The organism is Sphingobium yanoikuyae (assembly GCF_013001025.1).
In the GTDB taxonomy this organism is placed as follows: Bacteria; Pseudomonadota; Alphaproteobacteria; order Sphingomonadales; family Sphingomonadaceae; genus Sphingobium; species Sphingobium yanoikuyae_A.
On record NZ_CP053021.1, the window covers coordinates 4,954,771 to 4,980,886 of the forward strand.

Annotated in this window: 30 protein-coding genes; 12 read left to right on the plus strand and 18 right to left on the minus strand. The window is 65.8% G+C overall.

Features of this window, described 5'->3' with window-relative positions; translation table 11 throughout:
• Positions 1-7: 7 nt before the first annotated feature.
• The gene (locus HH800_RS23910; protein ID WP_169862849.1) at positions 8-1,312 is read right to left on the minus strand and encodes a homoserine dehydrogenase; all 1,305 of its coding nucleotides are present in this window, start codon (positions 1,310-1,312) and stop codon (positions 8-10) included.
• Positions 1,313-1,421: 109 nt separating this feature from the next.
• Positions 1,422-2,300 carry a hypothetical protein gene (locus tag HH800_RS23915; RefSeq protein WP_169862850.1) on the minus strand — a complete coding sequence of 293 codons (879 nt, stop codon included), beginning with the start codon at positions 2,298-2,300 and terminating at the stop codon, positions 1,422-1,424.
• 249 nt (positions 2,301-2,549) lie between these two features.
• Between HH800_RS23915 and HH800_RS23920 the strand changes: the two genes are divergently transcribed.
• The 5 genes from HH800_RS23920 (at position 2,550) to HH800_RS23940 (ending at position 5,591) form a co-directional block, all read left to right on the plus strand.
• On the plus strand, positions 2,550-3,212 hold the full coding sequence (locus tag HH800_RS23920) for an energy transducer TonB (protein ID WP_004209989.1): 663 nt from the start codon (positions 2,550-2,552) through the stop codon (positions 3,210-3,212).
• 71 nt (positions 3,213-3,283) lie between these two features.
• A complete protein-coding gene (locus HH800_RS23925; protein WP_169862852.1) occupies positions 3,284-4,039 on the plus strand; it encodes a MotA/TolQ/ExbB proton channel family protein in 756 nt (251 codons plus the stop codon).
• 113 nt (positions 4,040-4,152) lie between these two features.
• A complete protein-coding gene (locus HH800_RS23930) occupies positions 4,153-4,641 on the plus strand; it encodes an ExbD/TolR family protein (RefSeq protein WP_004209992.1) in 489 nt (162 codons plus the stop codon).
• 24 nt (positions 4,642-4,665) lie between these two features.
• On the plus strand, positions 4,666-5,088 hold the full coding sequence (locus tag HH800_RS23935) for an ExbD/TolR family protein (RefSeq protein ID WP_004209993.1): 423 nt from the start codon (positions 4,666-4,668) through the stop codon (positions 5,086-5,088).
• Positions 5,089-5,267: 179 nt separating this feature from the next.
• A complete protein-coding gene (locus tag HH800_RS23940) occupies positions 5,268-5,591 on the plus strand; it encodes a PilZ domain-containing protein (RefSeq protein ID WP_169862854.1) in 324 nt (107 codons plus the stop codon).
• Between the two features lie 24 nt (positions 5,592-5,615).
• Here HH800_RS23940 and HH800_RS23945 read toward each other — a convergent pair whose 3' ends face one another.
• Positions 5,616-7,403: an ABC transporter transmembrane domain-containing protein gene (locus tag HH800_RS23945; protein ID WP_169862856.1), complete on the minus strand. Its 1,788-nt coding sequence runs from the start codon at positions 7,401-7,403 to the stop codon at positions 5,616-5,618.
• A 57-nt stretch (positions 7,404-7,460) separates the two neighbouring features.
• A complete protein-coding gene (locus tag HH800_RS23950; RefSeq protein ID WP_169862858.1) occupies positions 7,461-8,753 on the minus strand; it encodes a class I SAM-dependent methyltransferase in 1,293 nt (430 codons plus the stop codon).
• 103 nt (positions 8,754-8,856) lie between these two features.
• On the opposite strand from HH800_RS23950, the gene dgcA reads away from it, so the two are divergent.
• A complete protein-coding gene (gene dgcA / locus HH800_RS23955) occupies positions 8,857-9,831 on the plus strand; it encodes an N-acetyl-D-Glu racemase DgcA (RefSeq protein WP_169863421.1) in 975 nt (324 codons plus the stop codon).
• A gap of 384 nt (positions 9,832-10,215) precedes the next feature.
• Here dgcA and HH800_RS23960 read toward each other — a convergent pair whose 3' ends face one another.
• From HH800_RS23960 to HH800_RS23985, 6 genes are all read right to left on the minus strand, one after another.
• Positions 10,216-10,614, minus strand: coding sequence for a hypothetical protein (locus HH800_RS23960; protein ID WP_004209999.1), 399 nt, complete (start codon positions 10,612-10,614; stop codon positions 10,216-10,218).
• Positions 10,615-10,728: 114 nt separating this feature from the next.
• Entirely contained in the window at positions 10,729-11,886 is a 1,158-nt protein-coding gene (locus HH800_RS23965; RefSeq protein WP_037507347.1) for a mechanosensitive ion channel family protein, read from the minus strand.
• Positions 11,887-11,918: 32 nt separating this feature from the next.
• Positions 11,919-12,926, minus strand: a complete 1,008-nt coding sequence (locus tag HH800_RS23970) for a DNA topoisomerase IB (protein WP_169862860.1) — start codon at positions 12,924-12,926, stop codon at positions 11,919-11,921.
• 78 nt (positions 12,927-13,004) lie between these two features.
• Complete coding sequence (locus HH800_RS23975) at positions 13,005-13,718, minus strand: hypothetical protein (RefSeq protein WP_169862861.1); 714 nt, start codon at positions 13,716-13,718, stop codon at positions 13,005-13,007.
• Positions 13,715-15,079 carry a putative O-glycosylation ligase, exosortase A system-associated gene (locus tag HH800_RS23980; protein WP_010336883.1) on the minus strand — a complete coding sequence of 455 codons (1,365 nt, stop codon included), beginning with the start codon at positions 15,077-15,079 and terminating at the stop codon, positions 13,715-13,717. Before HH800_RS23980 ends, HH800_RS23975 begins: the two co-directional genes overlap by 4 nt.
• On the minus strand, positions 15,072-15,209 hold the full coding sequence (locus tag HH800_RS23985) for a hypothetical protein (RefSeq protein WP_169862863.1): 138 nt from the start codon (positions 15,207-15,209) through the stop codon (positions 15,072-15,074). The genes HH800_RS23980 and HH800_RS23985 overlap by 8 nt, the downstream gene beginning before the upstream one ends.
• Positions 15,210-15,310: 101 nt before the next feature.
• Between HH800_RS23985 and HH800_RS23990 the strand changes: the two genes are divergently transcribed.
• Together HH800_RS23990 and HH800_RS23995 are read left to right on the plus strand one after the other, a co-directional pair.
• A complete protein-coding gene (locus tag HH800_RS23990; protein WP_169862865.1) occupies positions 15,311-16,534 on the plus strand; it encodes a TIGR04063 family PEP-CTERM/XrtA system glycosyltransferase in 1,224 nt (407 codons plus the stop codon).
• A 12-nt stretch (positions 16,535-16,546) separates the two neighbouring features.
• Entirely contained in the window at positions 16,547-17,668 is a 1,122-nt protein-coding gene (locus HH800_RS23995; RefSeq protein WP_235681957.1) for a hypothetical protein, read from the plus strand.
• Positions 17,669-17,677: 9 nt separating this feature from the next.
• On the opposite strand, the gene HH800_RS24000 is transcribed toward HH800_RS23995, so the two are convergent.
• Positions 17,678-18,049 (minus strand): hypothetical protein, encoded by a 372-nt coding sequence (locus HH800_RS24000; protein WP_169862867.1) that lies wholly within the window; start codon positions 18,047-18,049, stop codon positions 17,678-17,680.
• Complete coding sequence (locus HH800_RS24005) at positions 18,046-18,231, minus strand: hypothetical protein (RefSeq protein ID WP_004210013.1); 186 nt, start codon at positions 18,229-18,231, stop codon at positions 18,046-18,048. Before HH800_RS24005 ends, HH800_RS24000 begins: the two co-directional genes overlap by 4 nt.
• A 115-nt stretch (positions 18,232-18,346) precedes the next feature.
• Between HH800_RS24005 and HH800_RS24010 the strand changes: the two genes are divergently transcribed.
• Positions 18,347-19,015, plus strand: coding sequence for a S24 family peptidase (locus HH800_RS24010; protein WP_169862869.1), 669 nt, complete (start codon positions 18,347-18,349; stop codon positions 19,013-19,015).
• A gap of 70 nt (positions 19,016-19,085) precedes the next feature.
• Positions 19,086-20,003: an XdhC family protein gene (locus tag HH800_RS24015; protein ID WP_169862871.1), complete on the plus strand. Its 918-nt coding sequence runs from the start codon at positions 19,086-19,088 to the stop codon at positions 20,001-20,003.
• Positions 20,004-20,017: 14 nt separating this feature from the next.
• On the opposite strand, the gene HH800_RS24020 is transcribed toward HH800_RS24015, so the two are convergent.
• Both HH800_RS24020 and HH800_RS24025 read right to left on the minus strand, forming a co-directional pair.
• Positions 20,018-20,203: a YbdD/YjiX family protein gene (locus HH800_RS24020; protein ID WP_169862873.1), complete on the minus strand. Its 186-nt coding sequence runs from the start codon at positions 20,201-20,203 to the stop codon at positions 20,018-20,020.
• Positions 20,200-22,248: a carbon starvation CstA family protein gene (locus HH800_RS24025; protein WP_169862874.1), complete on the minus strand. Its 2,049-nt coding sequence runs from the start codon at positions 22,246-22,248 to the stop codon at positions 20,200-20,202. Before HH800_RS24025 ends, HH800_RS24020 begins: the two co-directional genes overlap by 4 nt.
• Positions 22,249-22,399: 151 nt before the next feature.
• Between HH800_RS24025 and HH800_RS24030 the strand changes: the two genes are divergently transcribed.
• Positions 22,400-23,638: an aminotransferase class V-fold PLP-dependent enzyme gene (locus HH800_RS24030; RefSeq protein ID WP_169862876.1), complete on the plus strand. Its 1,239-nt coding sequence runs from the start codon at positions 22,400-22,402 to the stop codon at positions 23,636-23,638.
• A 3-nt stretch (positions 23,639-23,641) separates the two neighbouring features.
• Here the strand turns inward: HH800_RS24030 and HH800_RS24035 are convergent, their stop codons facing one another.
• Entirely contained in the window at positions 23,642-24,019 is a 378-nt protein-coding gene (locus HH800_RS24035) for a DoxX family protein (protein ID WP_169863423.1), read from the minus strand.
• Positions 24,020-24,036: 17 nt separating this feature from the next.
• Complete coding sequence (locus HH800_RS24040) at positions 24,037-24,471, minus strand: pyridoxamine 5'-phosphate oxidase family protein (RefSeq protein WP_004210025.1); 435 nt, start codon at positions 24,469-24,471, stop codon at positions 24,037-24,039.
• A 119-nt stretch (positions 24,472-24,590) separates the two neighbouring features.
• On the opposite strand from HH800_RS24040, the gene HH800_RS24045 reads away from it, so the two are divergent.
• Positions 24,591-25,142: a 2'-5' RNA ligase family protein gene (locus HH800_RS24045; protein ID WP_169862878.1), complete on the plus strand. Its 552-nt coding sequence runs from the start codon at positions 24,591-24,593 to the stop codon at positions 25,140-25,142.
• Between the two features lie 6 nt (positions 25,143-25,148).
• Here the strand turns inward: HH800_RS24045 and HH800_RS24050 are convergent, their stop codons facing one another.
• Both HH800_RS24050 and yihA read right to left on the minus strand, forming a co-directional pair.
• The gene (locus HH800_RS24050; protein WP_004210029.1) at positions 25,149-25,451 is read right to left on the minus strand and encodes an alkylphosphonate utilization protein; all 303 of its coding nucleotides are present in this window, start codon (positions 25,449-25,451) and stop codon (positions 25,149-25,151) included.
• A 4-nt stretch (positions 25,452-25,455) separates the two neighbouring features.
• Positions 25,456-26,103, minus strand: coding sequence for a ribosome biogenesis GTP-binding protein YihA/YsxC (gene yihA, locus HH800_RS24055; RefSeq protein WP_004210031.1), 648 nt, complete (start codon positions 26,101-26,103; stop codon positions 25,456-25,458).
• Between the last annotated feature and the right edge of the window lie 13 nt (positions 26,104-26,116).

Consider the following 26,116-nt stretch of genomic DNA (forward strand, 5'->3'; position numbering starts at 1 on the left):
GGCGCGATCAATCCAGAATATGCATGACCATCGGCGTGTCGAGCAGGCTGTCGGAGCCGGCCAGCCGCTCCAGCGTCTCGCGCACGCAGCGTTCCTCGCCGGCATGGGTGACGATCGCCACCAGCACGCCATCGGCCTGGTTGGCGCCGCGCTGGATCATGCTCTCGATCGAAACGCCGGCATCGCGGGTCGCAGCCGCGATCTCGGCCAGCACGCCGGGGCGATCCTGCACCTTGAAGCGCAGATAGGCGCGGCCGATCCGCTGGCCGGCGTCGGCCGGCTGTTGCGGGGTCAGGGCGGCGACCGGCATTGCCAGCGCATCGCCATATTCGTCGCGCGCCACGTCGATCAGGTCGGCAACCACGGCCGAAGCGGTCGGGCCGTCACCCGCGCCACGTCCCTGGAAGAAGAGGCGACCGACGAAATTGCCCTCGGCCACCACGGCATTGAGCGAGCCGTCGACATGGGCCAGTGGATGGTCGAGCGGCACCAGCATCGGATGAACGCGCTGGAACAGGCCTTCCGGCCCATTCTCCGCCATGCCGACCAGGCGGATGCGGAAGCCCAGCGCCGCTGCCTCGGCGATGTCGGCGGCGATCACATGGCGGATGCCGGTGGTCGCGACATGGTCGAAGTCCAGTTCGGTGCCAAAGGCCAGGCTGGCGAGGATGGTCAGCTTGTGCGCGGCATCGACGCCGTCAATGTCGAAGCTTGGATCGGCCTCAGCATAGCCCAGCTCCTGGGCTTCCTTCAGCACCTCGTCAAAGCCCCGGCCTTCCTTCTCCATGGTGGTCAGGATGTAATTGCAGGTGCCGTTGAGGATGCCATAGACGCGGCTGATCTCGTTGGCGGCCGCGCCTTCGCGCATGCCCTTGATGACCGGGATGCCGCCGGCGACCGCCGCTTCATATTTGAGCGCCACGCCGGCCTTCTCGGCGCGGCTGGCAAGGTCCAGGCCATGATGGGCCAGCATCGCCTTGTTGGCGGTGACGAACGGCTTGCCGGCGGCCAGGCACTGGCGGGCGAGGGTGAGGGCAGGGCCGTCGGCGCCGCCGATCAGTTCGACCACCACGTCGATATCGTCGCGGGTCGCCAGCGTCGTCATGTCGTCGACCCATTCATACGGCGACAGGTCGACGCCGCGATCCTTGTTGCGGTCGCGCGCGGAGATGGCGACCACCTGCACCGGACAGCCGGCGCGGCGGGCAATCAGGGCGCCATTGGTGTTGAGCAGGCGAATGACGCCGCCACCCACCGTTCCGAGGCCAACGAGCGCGACGCGCAGCGGGGCATGGCGGTGGAGATTGGTCATGGCGTTTCCTGGTCCTTCGCACTGTAAGAGCCGCGCTGATAGCGGCCCGAGCGCCGCTGTCCAAGGAAAAGCATAGCGGCGCCCGATTGAAAGATAAGTGCGCAGGGGGTCAGTTCAGCTTTCGATTGCGTGCGCAGCGGCCGAGTGCATTGAGGACGAACTGATAATCCGCACGCGCCGCTTCGGCGTCCTGCACCGCCAAGGTGCGGACCGACCGGGCCGGCAAAGTGGCCGGCAGGCTGCAACTCAGCCGATACCAGAGCAGGCTGCCGGGGGCAGGGGCGCGGGCGGCTTCGTCGACGATTTCGCCCAGCGCCACGGCCCAGCTGGGCTGTTGTCCGGGGCGGCGGATGATCGACAGCGACACCGGATCGCCATTTTCGGTGCGCAGGAAAATCTGGGTCTCGCCTTCGCCGGCGATCGTGCCGGCAACATGGAAAGCGTCGCCCAGGCCGATGATTCGCGGCGGTGCGTCCGGCGCAACCAGCGCCGATAGAACGGTCTTTACCCGTTCGACCTCGGCGGGGGTGGCGGCGATCTGCGCATCGCGCGCAATCAGCTGAATCTGGCCCGGCCGCCCGCCCGGACGAGCGAACAGCAGCACTTGCGCCTTCTTCAGCTTGGGCATCTTGCCCTTCGAATCGAGGCGGGCGTCATAGAGGTAGCCAACGGTCGGGCTTATGCCCCCTTCGCCGCGAATCAGTGCGGTCACTTCGGCCTCGACATAGACCCTGCGATAGCCCGCGGGGGCGTCCGGAGCCTGTTCGGGCTTCAACGGGACGATGTTGCTAATGCGCACGTTGGCAACCATCGGCGCGGCATCGGACAGGTCCGCAATGTCGGCGTAGGTCAATCCGGCGGCAACCGTCGATGATTGCGCTGTCATCGAATTTGTCTGAGAAAATGCCGGAAAAACGGCGGTATATGAGGCGGAAATGAGGCACAGCGAGGCGAGTGTCTTCATGGCCATGGTGGATTTCTTCTGCATCTTCGTCCTATGCTGTCAGCCCGTGGCAGGGATGTCACAGGCAAGTCATTCCGGTGTGTGATGGTAAACGCAAGCCGGTAGTTCGATAAAGCGTTTGCGTGCCACGATGCGCCGCGATAGGAGTTCGCACGGTAGCAAATGGACGGATAAGGGCCAAAGGTGGTCGGGGATAGCCCCGGGCAGCTCGGGCCGTTTTTGGCTGATTTGTACAACCCACTGGTAAGATGAGTTAAGGAGTGTCGTTGCCGAATGGCCTATGCTGACCACTCGCAAGGATCGAGTCGTACGATATCGATCGTCATCGTCGCCCTGATTCACGCTGTTCTCGGCTATGCCTTCGTCACCGGTCTTGGCATGAAATATGTCAAAAAGGCGGCGGAACAGCTGAACGTGATCGACGTGAAGGAGGAGCCCCCGCCACCTGACGAGGAGCCGCCGCCGCCGCCGCCGGACAAGCCGATTGAGCCTCCGCCGGTCGTCGCGCCGCCGCCGATCGTCCAGACCCCGGCCCCCGCGCCGCCGATCCAGACGGTTCGGACGCCGCCGCCGGTGTTCAATGAGGTTCCGGTGCCCGCACCGCCGCCGGCCCCGCCGCCGCCGCCCGCTGCAAAGCAGGCTGCAAAGGGCGTGTCGCCGCGTGGCAATCCGGGTTCCTGGGCAACCACGGAAGACTATCCTTCGCGCGCTCTGCGTGAAGAAAAGCAGGGGACCACTGGTTTCCGTCTTGAAGTGGGTGCCGATGGCCGTGTCACGAGCTGCACCGTTACGCAGTCGAGTGGCTCGCCTGAACTGGACGACGCAACTTGTAAGCTGGTTTCCCGCCGCGCGCGCTTTAGCCCCGCGGAAGATGACCAGGGTAACAAGATCCCGTCGACCTACGCGAACCGCATTCAGTGGCGGATCCCGCAGTAATTTAAACGGGAGGGCAGGCGCCCGGCGCCGCTCTCCCCTTTCACGATCCTTTTGAGAGGGAAGTCTTGAACATGTTGATGTATCTCGCAGCCGCGGCGCCCAAGCCGGAAAACCCGTACGGCCTGATGGAAGCCCTGGAGCAGGGCGGCACCATTGCCTGGACCGTCTTCATCATCCTCTGCGCCATGTCGGTCGGCACTTTCTACATCCTGTTCACCAAGCTGATCGAACAGCAGAAGGTGATCAGCCAGGGCAAGAAGATCCGTGCGACCTTCTGGCGCGCTGGTTCGCTGAAGGAAGCTTCGGCCAAGCTCGAAAAGAACTCGGCCTACAAGCAGATCGTCGATGACGGCATCAAGGCTCAGGAAGAGCATGGCAAGCTGAAGGATCCGGTCGAAGCACATGACTGGCTGCACGGCTCGCTGGCTCGCTCGGAAGCCGCGATCAACTCGTCGCTCGGTGGCGGCCTGGCGTTCCTCGCCACCGTCGGTTCGACCTCGCCGTTCATCGGTCTGTTCGGTACCGTTATCGGCATCTACCGCGCTCTGATCAAGATCGGTGCTGCCGGTCAGGCCTCGATCGACGCCGTTGCCGGCCCGGTCGGTGAAGCTCTGATCATGACCGCGCTGGGTCTGGCCGTGGCCGTTCCCGCCGTTCTGGCCTACAACTTCCTGCAGCGCCGCAACAAGGCGATCTCGGAACAGCTGAACGGCTTCACCGTCGACCTGCTGGCCTACCTGGTTTCGGACGGCGCCGTGAAGCCGACCGTTGCTGCCGCTCCGGCCGCTGCTGCTGCCAAGCCGGCTGCTGCGCCGACCAAGGCCTAATCGCCTTAAGACGCCGGTTCGGGCGCCGGGTGGCGGCTGCGACCACCCGGCCCCTGCCGGACAGGGGCCCCGGTTAACGGGGCACCTACGACACCAAGGTTAGGATTGTATCAATGGCAATGAGTGTTGGCTCCGACGGCGGTGACGACAAGCCGATGTCCGACATCAACACGACGCCGCTCGTCGACGTCATGCTGGTGTTGCTCATCATCTTTCTCATCGCGGTCCCGGTCGTCGTCCAGACGGTCGATCTGCAACTTCCCAAGGTGGCGTTCGAGCCGACCACGACGAAACCCGAAAATGTTTCCTTGTCGGTCACCTCGGCGCCCGACGGCAGCTGTGCGGTTTACTGGAACCTGACCAAGGTCAGCTCCGACGAACTGCTCGATCGCGCCGTCGCCAAGCTGGAAGCGGACATCAAGAAGGCTGGTGGTGTTGAAAATCTGACGCCCGAGGATCTGCCTGAAGTGCATATCCGCGGCGACATCAATACCCCCTATCGTTGCATCGGCGGCACCATCTACACGATGCAGCGCGCCGGTTTCCCGAAGGTGGGCTTCATCTCCGAACCGGAACCCGGTTCGACGACGACCCGCCTCTGATCGGCCGCATAAGGAGAATTCGTTATGGCCATGAGCATGGGCTCCGATGATGGTGAGCCGATGGTGGAAATGAACACGACGCCGTTGATCGACGTCATGCTCGTTCTCCTCATCATGTTCATCATCACCATTCCGATCCAGACCCACGCGGTTAAGATCGATCTGCCGCAGAGCGCGCCTCCGAGCGACAATGTGGTCGACCCTGTCAAGAACAAGGTCGCGATCGATGCCGGCGGCGTGATCAGCTGGAACGGTGCGCCGATCGACCTGCTGACCCTGCGTCAGTATCTGCAGCAGTCGCTGCGTCTGCCCGTCGAGCCGGAACTGCAGTTCCAGCCCAACGCGCAGACCCGCTACGTCGTCGTTGACGAGGTGCTGGCGGAGATCAAGCGTGCGGGCGTGACCAAGCTGGGTTTCGTCGGCAACGAGCAGTATAGCTCGTTCTGATCCCTGATCGTCCGGGGCTTGTCGGTCTCAGACTTCCCGTCTCCGACCCATCGGACGATCAATCGGACCACAGACCAGGGGCTGCTTCGGCAGCCCCTTTTTTGTGCCGGCGCGTCTCCCGCTTAACATTTCCCTTACCTTCCTGCGCGATGCTGAAGGGGAATGGGTGGATGTGGACCATGGGTGCTGAACGACTGACTGAATTGGAACGCAGGGGCCGGCTTGCCGAACGGCGCGACATTGTGATCAGCGTCAAGGTGCGGCGTCCGGGCGAAACCTGGTTCACCAGCAATATCGCCGACATGTCGCTTACCGGCTTTCGCCTGCACAGTTTCATGAAGCTCACCGTCGGCAGCGAGCTGTGGATCATGCTACCGGGCTTCGAGGGCCGTCGCGCCCGCGTTCAATGGGTGCGCGCGCATGAATCGGGCTGCACCTTCGAGCGCCCGCTCCATCCCGCCATCTTCGATTATATCGTCCAGCGCTGCCTCGCCGGTCGCTGACCGTGCGTCCGGCGGGACGGCGGTTCAGCCGTCCAGCTGGTCCTGGAACTGCAGGCTGGCCAGTCGCGCATAAAGACCGCCCAGCGCCACCAGCGTCGCATGATCGCCCTGTTCCACGATCCGTCCCCGATCCAGCACGATGATCCGGTCGGCGGCCCGCACGGTCGCCAGCCGATGGGCGATGACGATCGTCGTGCGCCCCTGCATCAGCCGGTCGAGCGCATCCTTGACCAGCTGCTCGGATTCCGCGTCGAGCGCCGACGTCGCCTCGTCCAGCAGCAGGATCGGCGCATCGCGCAGCAGCGCGCGGGCGATCGACACGCGCTGGCGCTGTCCGCCCGACAGCCGTGCGCCGCCTTCGCCCAGATGGCTGTCCAGCCCCTGGGGCAGGGCGCGCAGAAAGGCTTCGGCATTGGCCGCCCGCGCCGCCGCCCAGATCTCCTCGTCGCTCGCATCCCATTTGCCATAGCGCAGATTGTCGCGGGCGGAGGCGGCGAAGATCACGCTGTCCTGCGGCACCATCGCCATCGCGGCGCGCAGCGCGGCCGGATCGGCGGCCGGCAGCGGCACATCGTTCAGCCGCACTTCGCCCTGATCGGGATCATAGAAGCGCAGCGCGAGCTGGATCAGCGTCGACTTGCCGGCACCCGAAGGCCCGACGACGGCCACCGTCTCGCCCGGCGCAATGTCGATCGTGACGCCGTTCAGCGCCGCCTGGTCGGGCCGGGTGGGATAATGGAAATGGACATTGTCGAAGCGCAGCCGCGCGCCCTGCGCCAGCGTCGGGATCGCGACCGGCGCCGTCGGCGCGGCGATTGCCGGCTCGGCCGCCATCAACTCGTCCAGCCGGCTCGCCGCCCCTGCGCCACGCAACAGGTCGCCCCAGCTTTCCGACAAGGATCCGAACGCGCCGGCCACCAGCCCGCCGGTCAGCACGAAGGCAGCGATGCTGCCGCCCGACAGGCGCCCGGCCGCGACATCGATCGCGCCCAGCCACAACACGCCGGTGATCGATCCGAACACCAGGGCAAAGGCGATGGCGGTCATCACCGCGCGCAGCAATATCCGCTGCCGGGCGGTGGCAAAGCCGCTCGCGACGGTCGCGTCGAACCGGGCCGCCTCGCGCCCTTCCTGGCCAAAACCCTGGACGATCTTCATCGCGCCCAGCACTTCGGTGGTGACGCTGCCGACTTCCGCCAGCCGATCCTGGCTGGCGCGCGACAATTTGCGCACCCGCCGGCCCAGCGTCACCAATGTCAGGACGATCACCGGTATGCCCAGGATTAGCAGCCCGGCCAGCTTGGGCGCCAATATGAACAGATAGATAAGGCCGCCAATGCCGGTGACCAGGTTGCGCAGCGCGACCGACACGGTCGATCCGACCACCTGATCGATGATCGCGGTGTCCGCCGTCATGCGCGACGCGATCTCCGACGGCCTGTTCTCCTCGAAGAAGGCCGGCGCCTGGCGCAGCAGATTGGCCTGGGTCGCGCTGCGAATGTCGGCGACCACCCGTTCGCCCAGCCAGGATACGAAATAGAAGCGCAGCGCGCTTGCCAGCGCCAGGATCACCACCAGCAGGAACAGATATTCGAACCAGCGGCTGATATCGCCGCCGCCGGTAAAGCCCTTGTCGATCACCAGGCGAAAGCCGCTCGGGATCGCCAGCGTCGCTGCGGAAGAGACGCTCAGCGCGGTCAGCGCCCCGGCGATCCGCGCCGGATAGCGCGTCGCAAAGCGCCACAGCATGGCCAGACTCGACAGGGCAGGGCGATCGGCGCGGCGCGGCGCGGGTGCGGTGGCATCCTCCATGTCGGGGCGTTAGCAGCGCGGCGCGCCCGCCTCAATGGGCGGGCGTGATCCCGCCGCTCAGGCCGCCGGTGCGATCCGTTCGGCCAGCGCCATCAGGCGCGGCGTATCCGCCTTGCCGGTCAATGCATAGGCCATGTCGCCGGCCTCCCAATAGGCGACCGTGCCGTCGCGCCGCTCCGCGATCAGCGGCTGCCCTTCCGCCGGCGTTTCCGCCCGGTCGGCGAACAGCGACAATTGCTCGCCCTTTTCGGTGGTCAGCGCGATCGCGATCGCCGGGCTGTCGGCGGTCGGGAACAGTTGCACGTCCCGCACCTGCCAATTGGCCGGCAGGCGCGGCAGCACGATGCCGGTCGACCGCCGGATTTCGGCATCGTCCAGCTTGGCGCTCTCGACCTGCGACGCCATCTGCTGGCGCAGCAGGCCGGCGCGGCGCGATGCGGCCGCCTCGTCCAGGAAAGTGCTGGCCTGTGCCGCCTGGGGAAATTCGCCCAGCGCCCCCCGGCCGATCCATCCCGTCGCCAGCAGCGCCGCGATCGCCGCCGCCCGGCCGACATGGCGCCAGCCGCGCCCGGCCTCATTGTCATTGGCCACCGGCTGCGACATGTCGCGGCGCCGGCCGACCAGCGTCCCCTTGGTGCCGTCATGCATCAGGCGGAAATCGATATGCGGCCAGCGCTTGCGCCAGCGGCGCGCGACCAGCCGTTCGCCCGGCCGCGCGGCATCGTCCAGCAGCACCACGCCATGGGGCGAGAGGCGCGCGAACAGGCTGTCGGCGGCGCCCCGCACCAGCGGATGCACGCTCCAGGGCGGGCCATCGATGATGATCAGGTCGATCTGCTCGGGCAGCCGGTCGATCGCATACCAGCGGCCCGGCCAGTCGGCGCTTTCGTGGGTCAGCGGCGCATGGCGGATATCCACGTCCAGCGCATGGTCGGCCAGCCATTGCCGGGTCGCATCGACAAAGCCGCCATGCTGGTCGAAACTGTGCAGCTGTCCGCCGCCATGCAATTGCAGCGCCCGCGCGGCGATCAGCGAGGATGCGCCCGCGCCCAGTTCGACGACATGCGCCGGCCGCAGCCGCGCAATCTCGCGCACGATATGGCGCAGGAAACCGACATCCGCCTTCCAGCTTCCCAGATGGGGCAGCGCATCATGGGGCAGTTTGAGCTCGTCCAGCAGCGCGCGCTTGTCCGCCTTGCGCCCGCCCGACAGGCTGGCGAGCAGCCAGGGCCAGCCGATCGCGCCAAAGGCCAGGCGCCATGCCATGTCTGAGACGCGGCGGGATAGGTCATCGGTCACGGGTTCGGATTCATTCAGCGAGAGGAAGCCGGTCAATTCACGGGAAGTCACGGGGAAATACGCTCCTGTCGCAAAGGCGGGGACTATGCCAGCAGTCCTGTTTCACGCATATGACGCCCATCCAATTGGTCAAATCATGACGCAGGAAACGCCGATGACCCGTATAATTTCCGCGACGGTCGAACGCTGGCCGGTGGCGGGCGCCTTCATCATCAGCCGCGGCGCCAAGACGGAGGTGGATGTCGTCGTCTGCACCGTGGGCGACGGCGATCATGTCGGGCGGGGCGAGGGCACGGCCATCTATTATGAGGGGGAGACGGCACAGGGCTGCGTGGCGGCGATCAACGCCTATGCCGGGCCGCTCGATCGCGAAGCGCTGTTGCAGGCGATGCCGCGCGGCGCCGCGCGCAACGCGCTCGACTGCGCGCTGTGGGATCTGGAGGCGAAACGGGCCGGCGTCCCGGTCTGGCAACTGGCCGGCCTTGCTGCACCGACGCCGCTGCCCACCGCCTTCACCATCAGCCTGGGCGAACCGGAGCGGATGGAGGCCGATGCCCGCGCCGCCGTCGCACGCGGCTTTGGCCTGCTCAAATGCAAGCTGACGGGGGAGGGCGATCATGCCCGCATCGCCGCCGTGCGCGCCGGCGCACCGGGCGTCCGGCTGATCGTCGACGCCAATGAAAGCTGGCATGACCGCGACATCGTGGCGGAGGCAGCGGCGCTCGCCGAACTGGGCGTGGAAATGGTGGAGCAGCCGATCCTGCACGGGCGGGAGGACAGGCTGGCCGGCCTGCGCGCGCCGTTGCCGCTCTGCGCCGACGAAAGCTGCCACACCCGCGCCGATCTCGACCGGCTGGGCGATTTCGACGCGGTGAATATCAAGCTCGACAAGGCCGGTGGCCTGACCGAAGCGCTGGCTCTGGCACAGGCGGCGCGAGCCCGCGGCTTTCGCATCATGGTCGGCTGCATGCTCGGCACCTCGCTCGGCATCGCGCCTGCCGCCTTGGTGGCACAGGGCGCCGACTGGATCGATCTCGACGGCGCGCTGCTGCTGGCGAAGGATCGCGGCGGCGCCCTGCCGCTGCGCGACGGCCTGCTCCACCCTGGCACCCTCTGGGGCCAGGGCTGATATTCCTCCCCGCAAGCGGGGAGGGGGACCATCCGAAGGATGGTGGAGGGGGCAGGCCGCCTGAAGCAAGTGGCGCCAACCGGCCACCGCTTTCCGACTCGGCCATTCTCTGGTCTATCCTCGGCGATGCAATCCGCGTCATCGCCCGTTGCCCATGGGCGGGGTGACCCAAATGTCGCCTCGATGGCGCGTCACCGTCGCCTGGTCGTGACCCGATCGGCAGGCAGCTGTGACCCAGGTGTCGCGCCGCTGTCGCGTGACAGGGGCGTGGGTGGCGCATATCCGGCGCAAACGGCCCGATTTGCCCGACGACACTGTGAACTTCGGGGCTGTCGCGTCGGCGTGACCCTGCCGGGTCCGCCGATCACGGCAGATTGTCTTGGCTCAGTAACCCAGCGTCAGGCCGACGCTATAATATTTCGGGCCGACATTGGCCTTGGCACGCAGCTTGGGGATCAGCGGCATCGCCAGCGTCGCATAGGGGCGGGTATTGTCGCCGCTGAAGCGCACGCCGGCACCGATCGAGACCGACATGGGAATCGTATAGGCCGCCTCGACCCGGCCATAGAGCTTGGTGTCGCCATCGCGCAGATAGACGCCGCCGCCCGGCGTCAGGCTGAAACCCGCCATGTCGAGCGCATAGCCGGCGCCGATCTCGGTGCCCCAATGGCCGTCGGCGCGGCCATAATTGACTTCAGCGCCCAGTCCCTCGGCATGGGCGGCAGGCGCCATAAGGGGGGCAGCGATCAGCAGGCAAAGGGCCGCCATCCGGTTCATTTTCATGGCAAATCCATATCAGTCATTGGTGATGGATGGGTAAGGGCGCGGCTGGTCCCCGCCGGCAAGCGGAAAGGGGACCAGCCGAATCGGTCGTGCGGTGAAGCGAGCCGTCCTGCTCTACTCGTCGACGCGGCGGACCGGCTGCACCTCGGCATAGGGCATGATCATCCGGCCGTCGGGCGCGGCGGTGAAGGTCGTCTGGGTCGGATAAGCGAACTCGATGCCGCGCGCGTTGAACTCGCGCAGCACGGCCAGGCCGATCTTGTGCCGCACCAGGTAGATTTCGTCCCAGCCGGGCAGATAGACGTCGAACTCGACCTCGAAATCCAGGCTGGATGCGCCAAAGCCGATGAAGCCGGAGCGCACGAAATTGCCGCCCAGTTCCTCGATGATGGTCTTGAGGATGGAAGGAATCTCCGCCGCCAGATCGGGCGCGGTCTGATAGATCACACCGATCGGGAACTTGATCCGGCGATGATCCAGCGTCTGATAGCTGGTGATTTCCTTCTGCAGCAGATTGGCGTTGGAAATCACCTTCTTCTCGCCGGTGACGGCGCGCAGCCGGGTGGATTTCAGGCCGATCTTCTCGACCGTCGCGGTGGTCGTGTCATAGGTGATCGTCTCGCCCTGCCGGAACGGCTTGTCGAAGATGATCGACAGCGCCGCGAACAGATCGGAAAAAATGCCCTGTGCGGCAAGGCCGATCGCGATGCCGCCGATCCCCAGACCCGCGACCAGGCCGGTCACGTTGACGCCCAGATTGTCGAGAACGACGATCGCGGCGATCGCGAACAGGGCAAATGTCACCAGGATGCGGATCAGGCCCATCGCATTGGCCAGTGTCTCGCCCTGGCCATCGTCGGCCAGCGTCTTGCGCTCGATCAGGCCCAGGATGATCTCCCGTGCCCAGATCGCGGCCTGCACGACCACGGCGATGGTGAAGAAGAAGGTGACGGTCTTGTCCAGCGACGCGGGCGCGTCGGCGAACACCACGACCAGCCGGGCCGCGACCATGACCATGAAATATTGCGTCGTGCGCGCCGCCGCCCGGCTCAGCACATTGCCAAGGCCCAGCGGGTCGCCACGCCGGCCGCGATGCTTGGTGCCGATCCGGCGCAACGTGGCGAGCGCCAGATAGATGATCGTGGCCGCGCCGATGGCGATCAGGATCTGGATATAATGAAGCTGGAACCAGGCGATGGTCGAATGCCACATTTCGGTGAGGTTGGGCGCGCGCACATTGATGTCGATGCCGGGGTCGTTCTTGTTGGCCATGCTGATCCTTGATTGATGGTCCGTGGGCTCGATCAGGCTGCTGCTGCCAGCGGGGGCGCGTTGGCCAGATCGTCGAGGAACGCGATCAGCCCGCGTTCGTGACGCGACAGATAGCGCGTCCGGCGCGGCAGGCGAAGCCCCTGCCGCCATTCATCCTGTCCGTCCTTGCACAGGTCGATCAGGGCGGGGTGGATATAGGATTTGCGGCTGATCGCCGGCGTGTTGCCCAGCGCCGCCGCGACCGGTTCGATCATCTCCTTGAGCGAGACATGGCCCGCCGCCAGCGCCTCGAAGGCGATGGTCGACGCGCCCCAGGTGCGGAAATGCTTGGCGGTGAAGTCACCGCCCAGGGCTTGCGCGATATAGGCGTTGACGTCGCTCGAACTGATCGGATGCGCCTCGCCATCCTCGTCCAGATATTGGAACAGATGCTGGCCCGGCAGATCCTGCACCGCCCGCACGAATCGCAGCAGGCGGCTGTCGGTGATGCTCAATTGCTGTTCCTTGCCGGACTTGGCGCGGTAGCGCAGGGTCAGGCTGCGGCCATTCAGGTCGACATGCCGCCGCCGCAGCGTGGTCGCGCCGAAGCTCTTGTTGGTGGTGGCATAATGTTCGTTGCCGACGCGCAGCTTGGCGAGGTCCAGCAGCCGCACCACCGCCGCGATCGTCCGCGCCTTGCGCAGGCCGCGCCGCGACAGATCCTCCTCCATCTGCGCCCGCAGCTGCGGCAGGGCGCGGCCGAAGGCGGGGCAGCCGGCATATTTTTCCGCCTCGCGCGCAGCCCGGAAATCGGGGTGATAGCGATATTGCTTGCGCCCCCGCTCGTCATAGCCGGTCGCCTGGATATGGCCGTGGGGCGAAGGGCAGAACCAGCAGTCGCGATAGGCGGGCGGCATGGCGATCGCGTTCAGCCGATCGATCTCGTCGCGGTCGGTGATGCGGCTGCCGTCCGCCGCGCGATAGGCCCATTCCTGCTTCAGCGCGCGCCGGCTGATGCCGGGCATGCCGTCATGGCTGTGGATGATGGCGGGGGACGACATGGGAACCGGGCGACCTTCTTTCTCCCGGTCCAACCCGTGATGATCGGCTTCGTTCCGCGTGCAGCCTGCCCGGCGCTGTCAGGACGGGCGCGATCGCAGCCGCTGCAACCAGCCGCTGCCCGCGCCATAATGGCCGGTCCAGGGCAGCAACGGACGGCGCACCGTCGTCGCCTGCGCGCAGCCGACGATCAGGCTGATGACCGCCAGCGGAAAGGCCAGCATCATGGTGGCGGGCATGGCAAAGGCGAGGATGATGGCCGAAAGCCCGCCGCCAAAGGCCGCGAGCGTTGCCCGCAGGTCGCCGTCGGGACCGCGCAGCCAGAACAGGCAGCCCGTGACGCCCAGCGCGAACATGGCGATATTCTGCATCGCGCCGGCCGGCACGATCGCACAGGCGGCAATCAGCCCGATCATCGCCAGCGCGGCGCGGCGCCACTGCCAGCCGCCGATCAGGCGGGTGAGCAGCGGATAGAGCAGCAATTCACAGGTCAGCGCCGCCAGCAGGATCGCGCCGGGGGCCGCCGCGCCCTGGCCGTCCGCGATGAAGGCGACGACCGCGCTCGCCGCCCAGGGCAGCATCCGCGACGGCGCCATGCGGATATGGCTGAACCAGCCGGTCATGCCCGGCCGCAATGCCCAGCGTCGGTCGGCCTGCCGCAACTGGAAGGCGGACAGGGCAAACAGCATCTGCACGCCCCATGGCATATAGGCGGGGGACAGCAGCGGGGCGGCCAGGATCAATCCCAGCATCAGTCCCTGAAGCCAGCCCAAAATCCGCAATTCCATGGTCATGCCGTCACTCCAGCCTGTGCGCCAGGCTGTTCGAAGAACGGCACGCGTCCGGCGTCCTTGCGCTTGCGAGTCAAATAAGTGTCGAGGCCGATCTGGAGCGAGAGCATCATGAAGATGAAGGGCTGATAGGCGATGCCCACGAACAGCGATCCGATCATGTAGACGACATGGCCCTGCTGCAGCGCCACGGCGAAGGGCGCGATCCAGGCTTCGTCCGGTCCGTCGCGCTTGCGATACATGCGGCGGATCGATTCGGTGCGGATGAAGCAACTGAGGTGCAGCAGCGCCCACAGGAAGAAGCCGAAATAGCCCTGTTCGCCCAGCATCTCGAAATAGGCGCTGTGATAGGCACGGCCCTTGTCGGTAACCAGGCGGCGTTCGATCCGTTTCTCGTCGCCATCGCCGACCTCGCTCTGGGCGAAATAGGTGAAGCTGTTCTGGAGATAATTGTCGAAGCCGCCGCCGCCCGGATGGGTCTTCACATAGTCGAGCGTCCACATCCACACCGCGACGCGGGTGGACGCGCTCTCGTCGCCCTGGTGATTTTCGATCGTCTGCATCCGCTTGGTGAAGCTGGCGGGCAGGAAGGGGATGGCGGCCAGCGCGGCAAAGGCCAGCAGCGGGCCATAAACGAATTTGCGCTTCGACCGCATCAGCATCATGCCGGCCAGGATGACCAGACAGACCAGGCCCGTGCGCGCCTCCGTGCCGACCGGCATCAGCATGCAGGCCAGGCACAAGGCATAGGCAAAGGCCTTCACCTTCCAGTCGGGCGGAAAGATGGTGCCATGCTGGGTGAGCCACAGGATGATCGGGATCAGCGCGATCGCCACGCAGGAAATGATGCTACCCTCATACAGGCCGCTATTATTGTCGACCATCAGATTGAGCACGCCATAGCCGCCGCCCGACAGCGCGGTCTTCATGCCGCCATTGATGATGATCGTGCTCGCGCACAGCACCATGAACAGCGCCAGCGCCTCGATCCGCAGCCGCGTGCGCAGCACCAGCGGCAGGAACACGGCAAAGACGATCGCCTTCCACACCCAGGCCCATTTGGTCGCGGCGTTGATCGGGAAATCGGCGGTGGCGGTCGTATAACCGCACCAGGCCAGCAGGACGAGCAGCAGCACCTGCCGCGCGGAAAAACGGCAATCCTTCTTGTCGTCGACCACTATCCAGGCACCGACCGCACAGACGAAGGCGATCAGCGAGATCGGGATCGAATTGAGCAGATAATAGCAGAGCCGCTGGGGCGAAACGATGTCGATATAGGCGTAGATGATGACCAGCAGGAACGGCCGCTTGAATCCCATCAGGAAGAAGGCGCCCAGGAAGGCGATGAAGAACAGGTCACGCATCGGCGGCGTCTCCGTCCGGCGATGCCGGCGGGGTGTCGATGTCGCGATCCAGGTCCGGGCGCGACAGCAGCCGCCAGGCGGCCAGCAGGATGACGCCATGGCTGATCAGCAGGGATAGGATATCGATCATTGCGTGTTTTGATCTGCCGGTTCTGGACTCTTGCCCCGTAAAATCCCTAGCGTGACAGAGTTGACGGGGCGTTAAACCTTTTTCGGCAAAAAGTTACCGCTATGACTCGTATCCTTCACGTTCTCGATCACAGCCTGCCGATGCACAGCGGCTATACGTTCCGCACGCGGGCGATCCTGCGCGCGCAACTGGCCAAGGGCTGGGATGTGCGCGGGCTGACCGGCCGGCGCCATGTCGCGGCGGGGCCGCAGGAGGAGTTGGTCGATGGCCTGCATTTCCACCGCACGCCGGGTGAAGCGGCCAGCGGTAATGCGCTGCTGCGCGAGTGGCGCGACATATCCGCCCATGCCGATGCGATCGAGTCGCTGGTGCGCCAGTGGCGGCCGGATATCATCCATGCCCATTCGCCGGTGCTCAATGCCATGGCCGCGCAGCGAGTCGCGCGCCGCCACGGCATTCCGCTGATCTACGAGATTCGCGCCTTCTGGGAGGATGCGGCGGTCGGTAACGGCACCGGGACCGAAGGCAGCCCACGCTACTGGCTGACCCGCCAGCTCGAAACCCATGCGGTCCGTGCGGCCGACGCGGTTGCCGTCATCTGCGAAGGGCTGCGGTCCGATCTGGTTGCGCGCGGAATCGACTCGGCCAAGATCACCGTCTCGCCCAATGGCGTCGATCTCGATCAGTTCGGCGCGCCGGTGCCGCGTGATCCGGCCCTGACCGCGAAGCTGGGGCTCGAAGGGGCGGATGTCGTCGGCTTCATCGGCAGCTTCTATGATTATGAAGGGCTGGACGATCTGATTGCCGCCATGCCGCGACTCGTGCGGGCGCGGCCCAGGGCCAAGCTGCTGCTGGTCGGCGGCGGGCCGATGGAACAGGCGCTGCGCGATCAGGCGCTGGCATCGCCTTTTACCGACCATATCGTCTTTGTCGGCCGGGTGCCGCACGACCAGGTCGAACATTATTATGCCCAGGTTGATGTCCTCGCCTATCCGCGCAAGGCGATGCGCCTCACCGATCTGGTGACGCCATTGAAGCCGCTGGAGGCGATGGCGCAGGGCCGACTCGTTGCTGCGTCGAGCGTCGGCGGCCATCGTGAACTGATCGAGGATGGCGTGACCGGCACCCTGTTCGCGCCGGACGACCCGGCCGCGATCGCGCAGGCGCTGGCAGGCATGTTCGCGGATCGCGGCTTCTGGGATGAACGCCGCGTCGTTGCGCGCGATTTCGTCGAGAGGGAGCGTAACTGGTCGTCAAACATTTTGCGTTATGAGCCTGTTTACCAGCGACTTTTGGGACGGGACTCGACCGCAAAGGCGGCCTGAGGAACGGCGGCGATGCCGACGTTCACATCGTCCATGCGGGGACTGGCCATCATGGCATTGGCCGCGGCAGGCGGCGGCGCCCTGGTGGTGCTGACCCTGCCGGTCGGCTGGATGGAAATGCTGGTCGCGTCGAGCGGCCTGAGCGAGACGATCCCGGCGGCCGGTCCGCCGCTGGGCATGAAGGCAAGATTGCTGCTGGCCGGTTTTGCCGCGCTGATGAGTGTAGGAATTGTGGCCGCGGTGCGGCGAAATGGATCGGATGCGCCGCACAGGCGCTTGAGAATAAGCGGAAGGCGTCATCCAGACGCCCAAGGAGCAAGAAAAATGGGTTTCGCATTTGCAAAGCTGACCGCGCTTGCCCGCGGACGCAATGTGCCCGCTGCCGAAGAGGCGGCGCCTAGCCAGCGCCGTGCCGACGCGCATCCCGATGCGCCGCCCCGTCCTCCGATCTTTGCCAGCCGCGACTTTGGCGGCGCCGATATCTTCGCGCGCCCGGAATCGGGGCGTCGTCGTCTGGTGGTCGACAGCGATCCGGTAGAGCCGGTGGCGGCGACGGTGGTGCGCATGGAGACGCCGGCCGCTTTTGCCATGCCGACCCCGCATGAAGAGGCTCCGGTCGAGGATATGGCCATCGCACCGGCGCCCGCCTTCTCGCGTCCGTTCGACGCCATGCCGACCCCGTCGAGCAATCCGATCCCGCTCGGCCGCGCGCCGTTCGCGCCGCCGGAAGACGCTATATTCGAGCCCTGGGAAGAAGAGGCAGTGGAGGAATTTGCCGCCTTTGACGAAGAGCCGGTCGTCGAGCAGGCCCCTGCCTTCGTCCCGGAACCGATGATCGAAGAACCGATCCAGGCGTTCGATCCTGTGCCCGAACCCGCACCTTTCGTTCTGAGGGCGGAGGCATCGCCCGTCCCGAGCGCGCGCAGCATCGACAGCCTGTCGATTACCGAACTGACCGAGCGGCTGGAGCGGGCGCTGGTCCAGCGTGGCCGACCGGCGACCGCGCCGCGCGTCATCGCCGACATGCCGATCGCCTCGGCGGTGCCGGTGCGCGAGGCGGTGTCGGAGGATGTCGAGGATGCGCTGCGTGCCGCACTCGGCACGCTGCGCACCATGACCGGGCGCCCCCGCTAAACGGCGAGGCTACCAGTCGCGGATGGTGAGGGCGGACAGCTCGATCCATTCGCCCTCCGCATCGCCGCGCAGGTCGTCGATCACCATGTCGGCGACGAAATGGCCCGGCAATGCCCATTCCGCATCCTGCAATTCGCTGGCCAGCGCCTCCCGGCGCGCGCGCAGGCTGCCGCCCGCCACCCGCAACAGGATGATATGGCGGCGTCCTTCGAACAGGGCGCTGGCCCAGGGGCGACTGACCGCGCGCTCGACCGTCGCCGGCTCGCCGATTCGGGCGATCAACTGGACCAGCAACTGGGCCAGTGGATCGGCCTCGCGCCGTTCTCCTGCTCGATTACGGACCAGATCTGCGCTCGTGCGCAGCATGTCGGCGCTTGTCATTGGCTCACGCTCCTGCGATATTCGTTCATGAAATGTTCTACGCGTCTCTTTACCCGATCGCCCGGATCGCGCCCCATGCGCAGGTCGAAGACCAGGCGCGGATCGCGCACGGCGTCGCGACCGAAACGGGTCGGCGCTATCTGATAGTCTCGCAGGAATTTCTCGATCGTGCGCAACAGCATGGACGGACCTCTCCTTTGTCGAGCCGATTCGCCCCCTGCGAATCAATAGGCAATTTCCTATCTCATATTCATTTTCCTACTTGTCTAGGAAAATTCCTATCATTATGGATGCAACATGGATGAAGCGCAGGACGCCCGGACTGCCCTCGATCGGCTGATCGTCGAACGCGGGGAAAATTATGCCGATCTGTCACGGCTGATCGGGCGCAATCCCGCCTATATTCAGCAGTTCATCAAGCGCGGCACGCCGCGCAAGCTGGACGAGGCGGATCGCCGTATTCTGGCGCGCTATTTCGGCGTGGCGGAAACGATGCTGGGCAGCCCGGTGCCGGTCGGCGCACCGATCCCGCGTGTGCGCGGCCTGCCGGCGGTGGTGGCAGTGCCGCGCCTGTTGCTTGGCGCTTCGGCCGGCGCGGGCTCGCTGGATGAGGATGAGCGTACCGCGGGTGTGATGGCGTTCGACGCGCAATGGCTACGGCATCTGGGCGTGCGGCCGCAGCGCGTGTCGATCATCCGGGTCGATGGCGAATCGATGGCCCCCACGCTCAACGATGGCGATGACATCATGGTCGATCATGAGGATGACGCCGATCGCCTGCGTGACGGCGTCTATGTGCTGCGGCTCGACGGCGTGCTGATGGTCAAGCGGGTTGCGATGGGGCCGTTGCGCGGCCGGTTCAGCGTATTGAGCGACAATCCCCATTATCCCGACTGGACCGATATCGATCCGGCGATGGTGGCGATCGTCGGCCGGGTCGTCTGGACAGGCAGGCGGCTGGTCTGAGAAGCCTGGTTCGTCTTTGAAAGGCGCCGTGCCTTTCCTATGTCTAGGAAAAACAGGGGAAGGCTGGATCATGAACGATAATGGCGCGGTGATCCGCAAGGCGATCGAGTGGCGCGGTGCGCCGATGGCGCTGGCGACAGTCGTGTCGACCTGGGGATCGGCGCCGCGCCCGCGTGGCAGCCACATGATCGTGCATCAGGATGGCCGGCTGGAGGGCAGCATATCGGGCGGCTGTGTCGAGACCGATGTGTTGCAGCGCGCTGCCGAAGTGATTGCCGGCCGGCCCGGCCATGTTGCGCATTATGGCGTGGCCGATGGCGATGCGTGGGAGGTTGGCCTGCCGTGCGGTGGTGAGATCAGCGTGCTGGTGCAGCCGATGGGGGAGGGTGGCTTTGCCCCCGACCTGTTCGACCGGATTGCGGCGGAAAGCGCCCATGGCCGGACGCTGACCTTATCGACCGATCTGGACAGCGGCATCACCCGCGAGGGCGCGGTCGAGGGGCAGTTTCTCAACCGCTATGATCCGCCCCGCCGGTTGCTGATCGTCGGCGCGGTACAGATTGCCCAGTCGCTCGCTGCGCTGGCGCAGGCGATCGACGTCACGCCGGTGGTGATCGACCCGCGCGGCCGCTTCCTGACGGCAGAGCGTTTCCTCGGCATCGAGCTGGACGATCGCTGGCCCGACGCAGCGATCGCCGCGCGCCATCCCGGCGAATCCACCGCTGTCGTGACGCTCAGCCATGACATCAAGATCGATGATCCCGCGCTGATCGCGGCGCTCGCCGCCCCGACCGGCTATGTCGCGGCGCTGGGCTCCCGGCGCAGCCATGCCGCGCGGCTTGAGCGGTTGGCGGCGCAGGGCTTCGGCGCGGACGACCTCGCCCGGATCGACGGGCCGGCGGGGCTGGACATCGGCGCGATCGGCGCCTCGGAAATCGCCCTGTCGATCACCGCCGGCATGGTCGCAGGATTCAACGCCAAACGCTGATCAAACGCTGCTGATCAGCAGCATTTCCCGCCATTCTTGCCGCCATAGCGTGCCTCCTGCCGGTTCCGGAAAAAGGCGGTGCGGTCCATCGGCACATGGCCGGGATGATGGTGGCGCATATGGCGCAGATAGGCGTCATAATCGGGCTGGCCGACCATCAGATGCGCCATGCGCCGCAGCGTCTGGAGGACATGGTTCATGGCGTCGTGACCAGTTGCGCGGGAATCTCGCGCGCGGTCGGTGCGGTAAAGCGCCGGGCAGCGATACAGGTGCGGATGGTGAAGACCAGCAATGCCAGCACCACCGCCAGGAAGATGGCGACCAGCCCGGCATCGACATAATCGTTGAACAGGATCTGGCGCATTTCCGCCATCGACTTGGCCGGCGCCAGAACCTCGCCCTTGTCCAGCGCCGCGCTATATTTGGCGGCATGGGCCAGGAAGCCGACCTTCGCATCGGCCGAAAACAGCTTCAAGAAGCCGGCCGACAGCGTGCAGATCAGCAGCCAGGCGGCGGGCACCATCGTCACCCAGGCGAAGCGGTCGCGCTTCATCCGGAACAGCACGGCGGTCCCCAGCATCAGCGCGATCGCGGCCAGCATCTGGTTGGAGATGCCGAACACCGGCCATAGCGTGTTCACCCCGCCCAGCGGATCGGTGACGCCCTGATAGAGGAAAAAGCCCCAGGCCGCGACGCACAGGCCCGTGGCGATGAAGCCGGGCAACTGGCTCTTGCTGTCCTTGAAGCTCGGCACGGCGAGCGCGATCAGATCCTGCAGCATGAAGCGGCCGGCGCGGGTGCCGGCATCGACGGCGGTCAGGATGAACAGCGCCTCGAACAATATGGCGAAATGATACCAGAAGGCCTTCATCGCCGGGCCGCCGAACACATGGCTGAAGATTTCCGCCATCGCCACGGCCAGCGTCGGTGCGCCGCCGGCCCGGCTGATGATCGTATGTTCGCCGACATCCTTTGCCGTCTGGACGATGAGGTCCGGACTGATCGGAAAGCCCATGGCGGTGACGGCGGCGGACACGCTGGCGGGGTCGGTGCCGATCATAGCGGCCGGGCTGTTCATCGTGAAATAGATGCCCGGATCCAGGATCGACGCGCCGACCAGCGCCATGATCGCCACGAACGCCTCCATCAGCATCGCGCCATAGCCGATCAGCGGCGCGTCGCTCTCGGTCGCGATCAGCTTGGGCGTGGTGCCGCTGGCGATCAGCGCATGGAAGCCGGACACCGCGCCACAGGCGATGGTGATGAACAGGAAGGGGAAGAGGCCGCCCGACCAGACCGGCCCGCCGCCGGCGGCGAACTGGGTGACGGCATGCATCTTCAGCGGCGGGGCCATGATGACGATGCCGATCGCCAGTGCGGCGATCGCCCCGATCTTGAGGAAGGTCGACAGATAATCGCGCGGCGCCAGCAGCAGCCACACCGGCAGCACCGACGCCACCGCGCCATAGCCGATCAATATCCAGCAGAGTTGCACGGGCGTGAAGGTGAAGATCGGCCCCCAGACCGGCGATTGCGCGATCGCCTGGCCATAGACGATCGCGGCGAGCAGGCCGACCAGGCCCAGGATCGACACTTCGCCGATGCGACCGGGCCGAATCCAGCGCGTATAGGCGCCCATCGCCATGGCCAGTGGCACGGTGGCCGCGACGGTGAACATGCCCCAGGGGCTTTCCGCCAGCGCCTTGACCACGATCAGCGCCAGCACGGCCAGGATGATGACCATGATCATGAAGGCGCCGAACAGGGCGATGGTGCCCGCCACCTGGCCCATTTCCATGCGGATGAGTTCGCCCAGTGACTTGCCGTCGCGGCGCATGGAGATGAACAGGACCATGAAGTCCTGCACCGCGCCGGCCAGCACGACGCCGGCAATGATCCACAGCGTGCCGGGCAGATAGCCCATCTGCGCCGCCAGCACCGGCCCCACCAGCGGCCCCGCTCCGGCGATCGCCGCGAAATGATGGCCGAACAGCACGGTGCGGTCGGTCGCGACATAGTCGAGGCCATCGGCGCGGCGGATCGCCGGGGTGGGCCGGGCCGGGTCGAGCCGCATCACCTCGCGCGCGATGAACAGCGCATAGTAACGATGGGCGACCAGGAAACAGCTGACCGATGCGACGACGATCCACAGCGCATTGACCGTTTCGCCGCGCGAGACCGCGACGACCGCCAGCGACACCGCGCCCACCAGCGCGGTCAGGATCCATGGAATATGCCGGGTCATCGCTCTCTCAACGGTTCGGGATAGGGATTGGGCGCCACACTAGGCCGCTCCCCCCGAAAGACAACCGCCAGTCTGGGTTAGGCGCCTGTCGGGATTAGGGGATTCGGTCGCGCTCGTTCGTCCATCGGGTGAACAGGGCAGGAGGCATCGCATGACCGACCGGAGCAAGGACGTTTCGCGCAGGGGCTTGTTGCAGGCGGCGGCGGTCGTGGGGGCGGCACTGCCGCTGGCGGCGCGGGGCGCGACAACGGGCAATGCGATGCGCGACCAGTTGCTGCTGGCGCCCGACATCCATTATTTCAACGCCGCCAATATCGGCCCGGCCTTCCGCAGCGCGATCGCCGCGCATGAGCGCGAGACGCAGGCGTTCCAGGCCAATCCCTCGCCTCAATATCGCACCAGATATCCGGCAGCCGCCGATGCCCTGCGCGCGCGCCTGGGCAAGCGGATGAACGTCAGTGCGCAGGAAATCGCGCTGGTCCGCAACAGCAGCGAGGCGAACACGGTCGCCGTGCGCGGCCTGGCACTCAAGGCCGGGGACGAGGTGATCCTGACCGACCACAACCATCCCTCGACCCTGGAGACATGGAAGCTGCGCGCCGCGCGCGAGGGGCTGGTGCTCAAGATTTTGCCGGTGCCGGTCTATGCGACCTCGGCCCAGACGGTGGTCGATCTGTTTGCCGCCGCCATCACGCCGCGCACCCGCGCCATCTTCCTGTCGCACATGTCGAACGTCACCGGCATGATCTTCCCGCTGGCGCAGATCGCCCAGTTGACCCGGCCCAAGGGCATCTGGCTGCATGGCGATGGCGCCCAGACCTTCGGCTGGCTGCGGCTCGACCTGCCGGCGCTCGGCGTCGATTCCTATTCGGGCAGCACCCATAAATGGATGATGGGTCCGCTGGAGGGCGGCATCCTCTATGTCCGGCGCGAAGGCCAGGCACAGCTTCAGCCGATCATGCTCAGCCATGGCTATTGGCTGACCGATGAGAAGAATCTGGATACCGCGCAAAAATATGAGATTCTTGGCCAGCGCGACGATCCCAAGCTGATCGCGATCGACGCGACGCTCGATGCGCTGGATGCGATCGGCGAGGCGGAAGTCGAGCGGCGCGCCTTCGCCATCGGCGACCAGATGCGCGACATGGTGCTGCGCCTGCCCGGCGCGAAGCTGGTCGGCACGGCCACCAAGGGGCTGACCGGCCCGGTCATCACCCCGACCTTCGCCGGCAAGGATGTGCTGGCGATCCGCGACCATCTGTGGACCCAGGGCAAGGTGGTGGTCGCGCCGTCGAAGGCCGACGGCAAGCCGACCATCCGCTTCTCGCCCCATATCTACAACAGTGCCGACGAGATCGCCCTGATCGCCGACCTGCTGGCGAAGGCCTGACCGCTATCGTCGGCGGAATGGCCAGTCGATTACCGCCCCGGCCCAGAGTGCCCACCAGATGATCACCGGCTGCAGCGTCAGCCGGGGGCCATGATACCACCAGCTCAGATGCACCCCGCCCAGCGCTATGTCATGCAGGGCATGGTTGAAATTGGCCGGCCAGACGCACAGCGCATAGAGAGCGAGGCCTATCGCGGCGGCGCGGCGCGTGGCCGGCAACATCAGCCCGACGGCACCGGCCAGTTCGGCGATACCGGTCAGCGCGACGACGATCTGCGGCTCCGGCACCCAATGCGGCGTGATTGCCACGAAACCGGCCGGTCGCATCAGATGCGCCGCGCCCGCAATCGCATAGGCCAGTGCCAGCCCGATTCGGACAATGGCGCGCGCGGTAACGGCTACAGCTCCAACTCGCCTTCATCCTCGCCGTCCCAATAATGGGCGCGTTCGGCATGAACCTTGATCATCACCAGGCCGGGCGTATCGGCGCCTTGCGCGAACCAGCGCTCCAGATCCGGATTCCAATGCGCTTCAAAGGCGCTGCGATCGCGGATCAGATCGGCGCGGCCCTCGACCGCGATGAACAGGGGGCGCTGCCCGAGCAGGCCGCCCTTGCCATGGAAGGACAGGCCGACCCGTGGATCGCGCTCGATATCCTTCACCATCAGCGTGTCTTCGGTCGTGAAATAATAGCTGTCGCCGCCATAGGCGACGTCCTGGTTGTTGCTCATCGGCCGGGCGCCGATCTGGCCATCCTCGGTATGGGTGGACAGCATCGCGAAATCGATCTGCTGCATCTTGTCTGCCAGGGTGGCGATGGTCTGCTGGGCCATGGTCGCTCTCCTCTTCTGCCCGGTTCAACGCTGACAGAGCGGATTCGGATGCGTCGGATTCGTCAGGAGGATGAAAAGAACATATAGTGAACATAAATCCGATTCGGAGGATGTTCGCCATGCTTGCCCGCACGCCGTCGCTCTATCGCCTGATCGTGGCGCTAAAGCCGCCGACCCGCATCACGCGGCAGATCGACCATTTTGCCGAGACGCTGGCGCCCGATGCCCATCGTATCCTGCCGGCGCACCAGCATATCACGCTGGGGATTACCGACGACTGGCCGGATTATCCCTATGCACTGGTGAAGGCGATGCACCGCAGCTTCACCGGCATCCTGGCCGATCCTTTCGATCTGTCGCTGGATCAGTTGAGCGAGGGTGGCCGATCGGCCGCGCTGCGGCCGGCGCATGCGCTGCCGCCGCTCCGGGAATTGCAGCGCAAGGTGGCGCTGGCGATGAAGCGGGCAGGGGTGGGCGCCCGTCCGGGCTGGAGCTTCAACCCGCACCAGACGCTCTATTATCGCGACAGTGCCCCGGCCACCCAGCGGATCAGCGGCTTCCACTGGCGGGTGGAGGATTTCGTGCTGCTATGCAGCCATGTCGGCCGCACCCATCATGAGCTGCTGGGGCGATGGCTACTGCGCGGCAGCGGCCAATATAGCCTGTTCTGAAGGCGCTCAGCGCTTGCGCACGAATTCCGCGCGCAGCACCAGCCCCTTGATGCCGTCATAGCGGCAGTCGATTTCCTGCGCGTCGCCGGTCAGGCGGATCGACTTGATCAGCGTGCCGCGCTTCAGCGTCTGGCCGGCGCCCTTGACCACCAGATCCTTGATCAGCGTCACCTGGTCGCCATCGGCCAGCAGATTGCCGACCGAATCGCGCACTTCCACGGCATCGCCGGCGTCGGCCCTGGCGGCGGCATCCGCCGCGCTGATCCATTCGCCGCTCGCCTCGTCATAGACATAGTCATCGTCGCTCATCGGCTTATCCCTGGCTTACGGCTTCGAGCACGGCGGCGCGCAGCTCGGGAATGCCCATGCCCTTTTCGCTCGACGTGGCGATGATCTCTGGATGGGCGGCCGGGCGCTTGCGGATCGCATCGGCGGTGCGCTGCGTCACGGCGACCAGTTCGCTCGCCTTGATCTTGTCGCTCTTGGTCAGGACGATGCGATAGCTGACCGCCGCGCCGTCGAGCATGTCCAGCATGTCGGTGTCGACATCCTTGATGCCATGGCGGCTGTCGATCAGCACCAGCGCACGCTTGAGCGCCGCGCGTCCGCGCAGATAGTCGTTCACCAGGAACCGCCACTTCTTGACCAGATCCTTGGGCGCCTTGGCATAGCCATAGCCCGGCATGTCGACCAGGCGGAAGCGCAGCGGATCGCCGACGTCGAAGAAGTTGAGTTCCTGCGTCCGGCCCGGCGTGTTCGACGTGCGAGCGAGGCCATTGCGGTTGGTCAGCGCGTTCAGCAGCGACGATTTGCCGACATTGGATCGGCCGGCAAAGGCGACCTCGTTCACCGCCATGTCGGGCAGATAGTCGAGCGTCGGCGCGGATTTGAGGAAGCTGATCGGCCCGGAAAACAGCTTGCGGGCTTCCTCGATCAGGGCGGTGTTGTCGTCTTCTGTCATATCGAAAAAATCC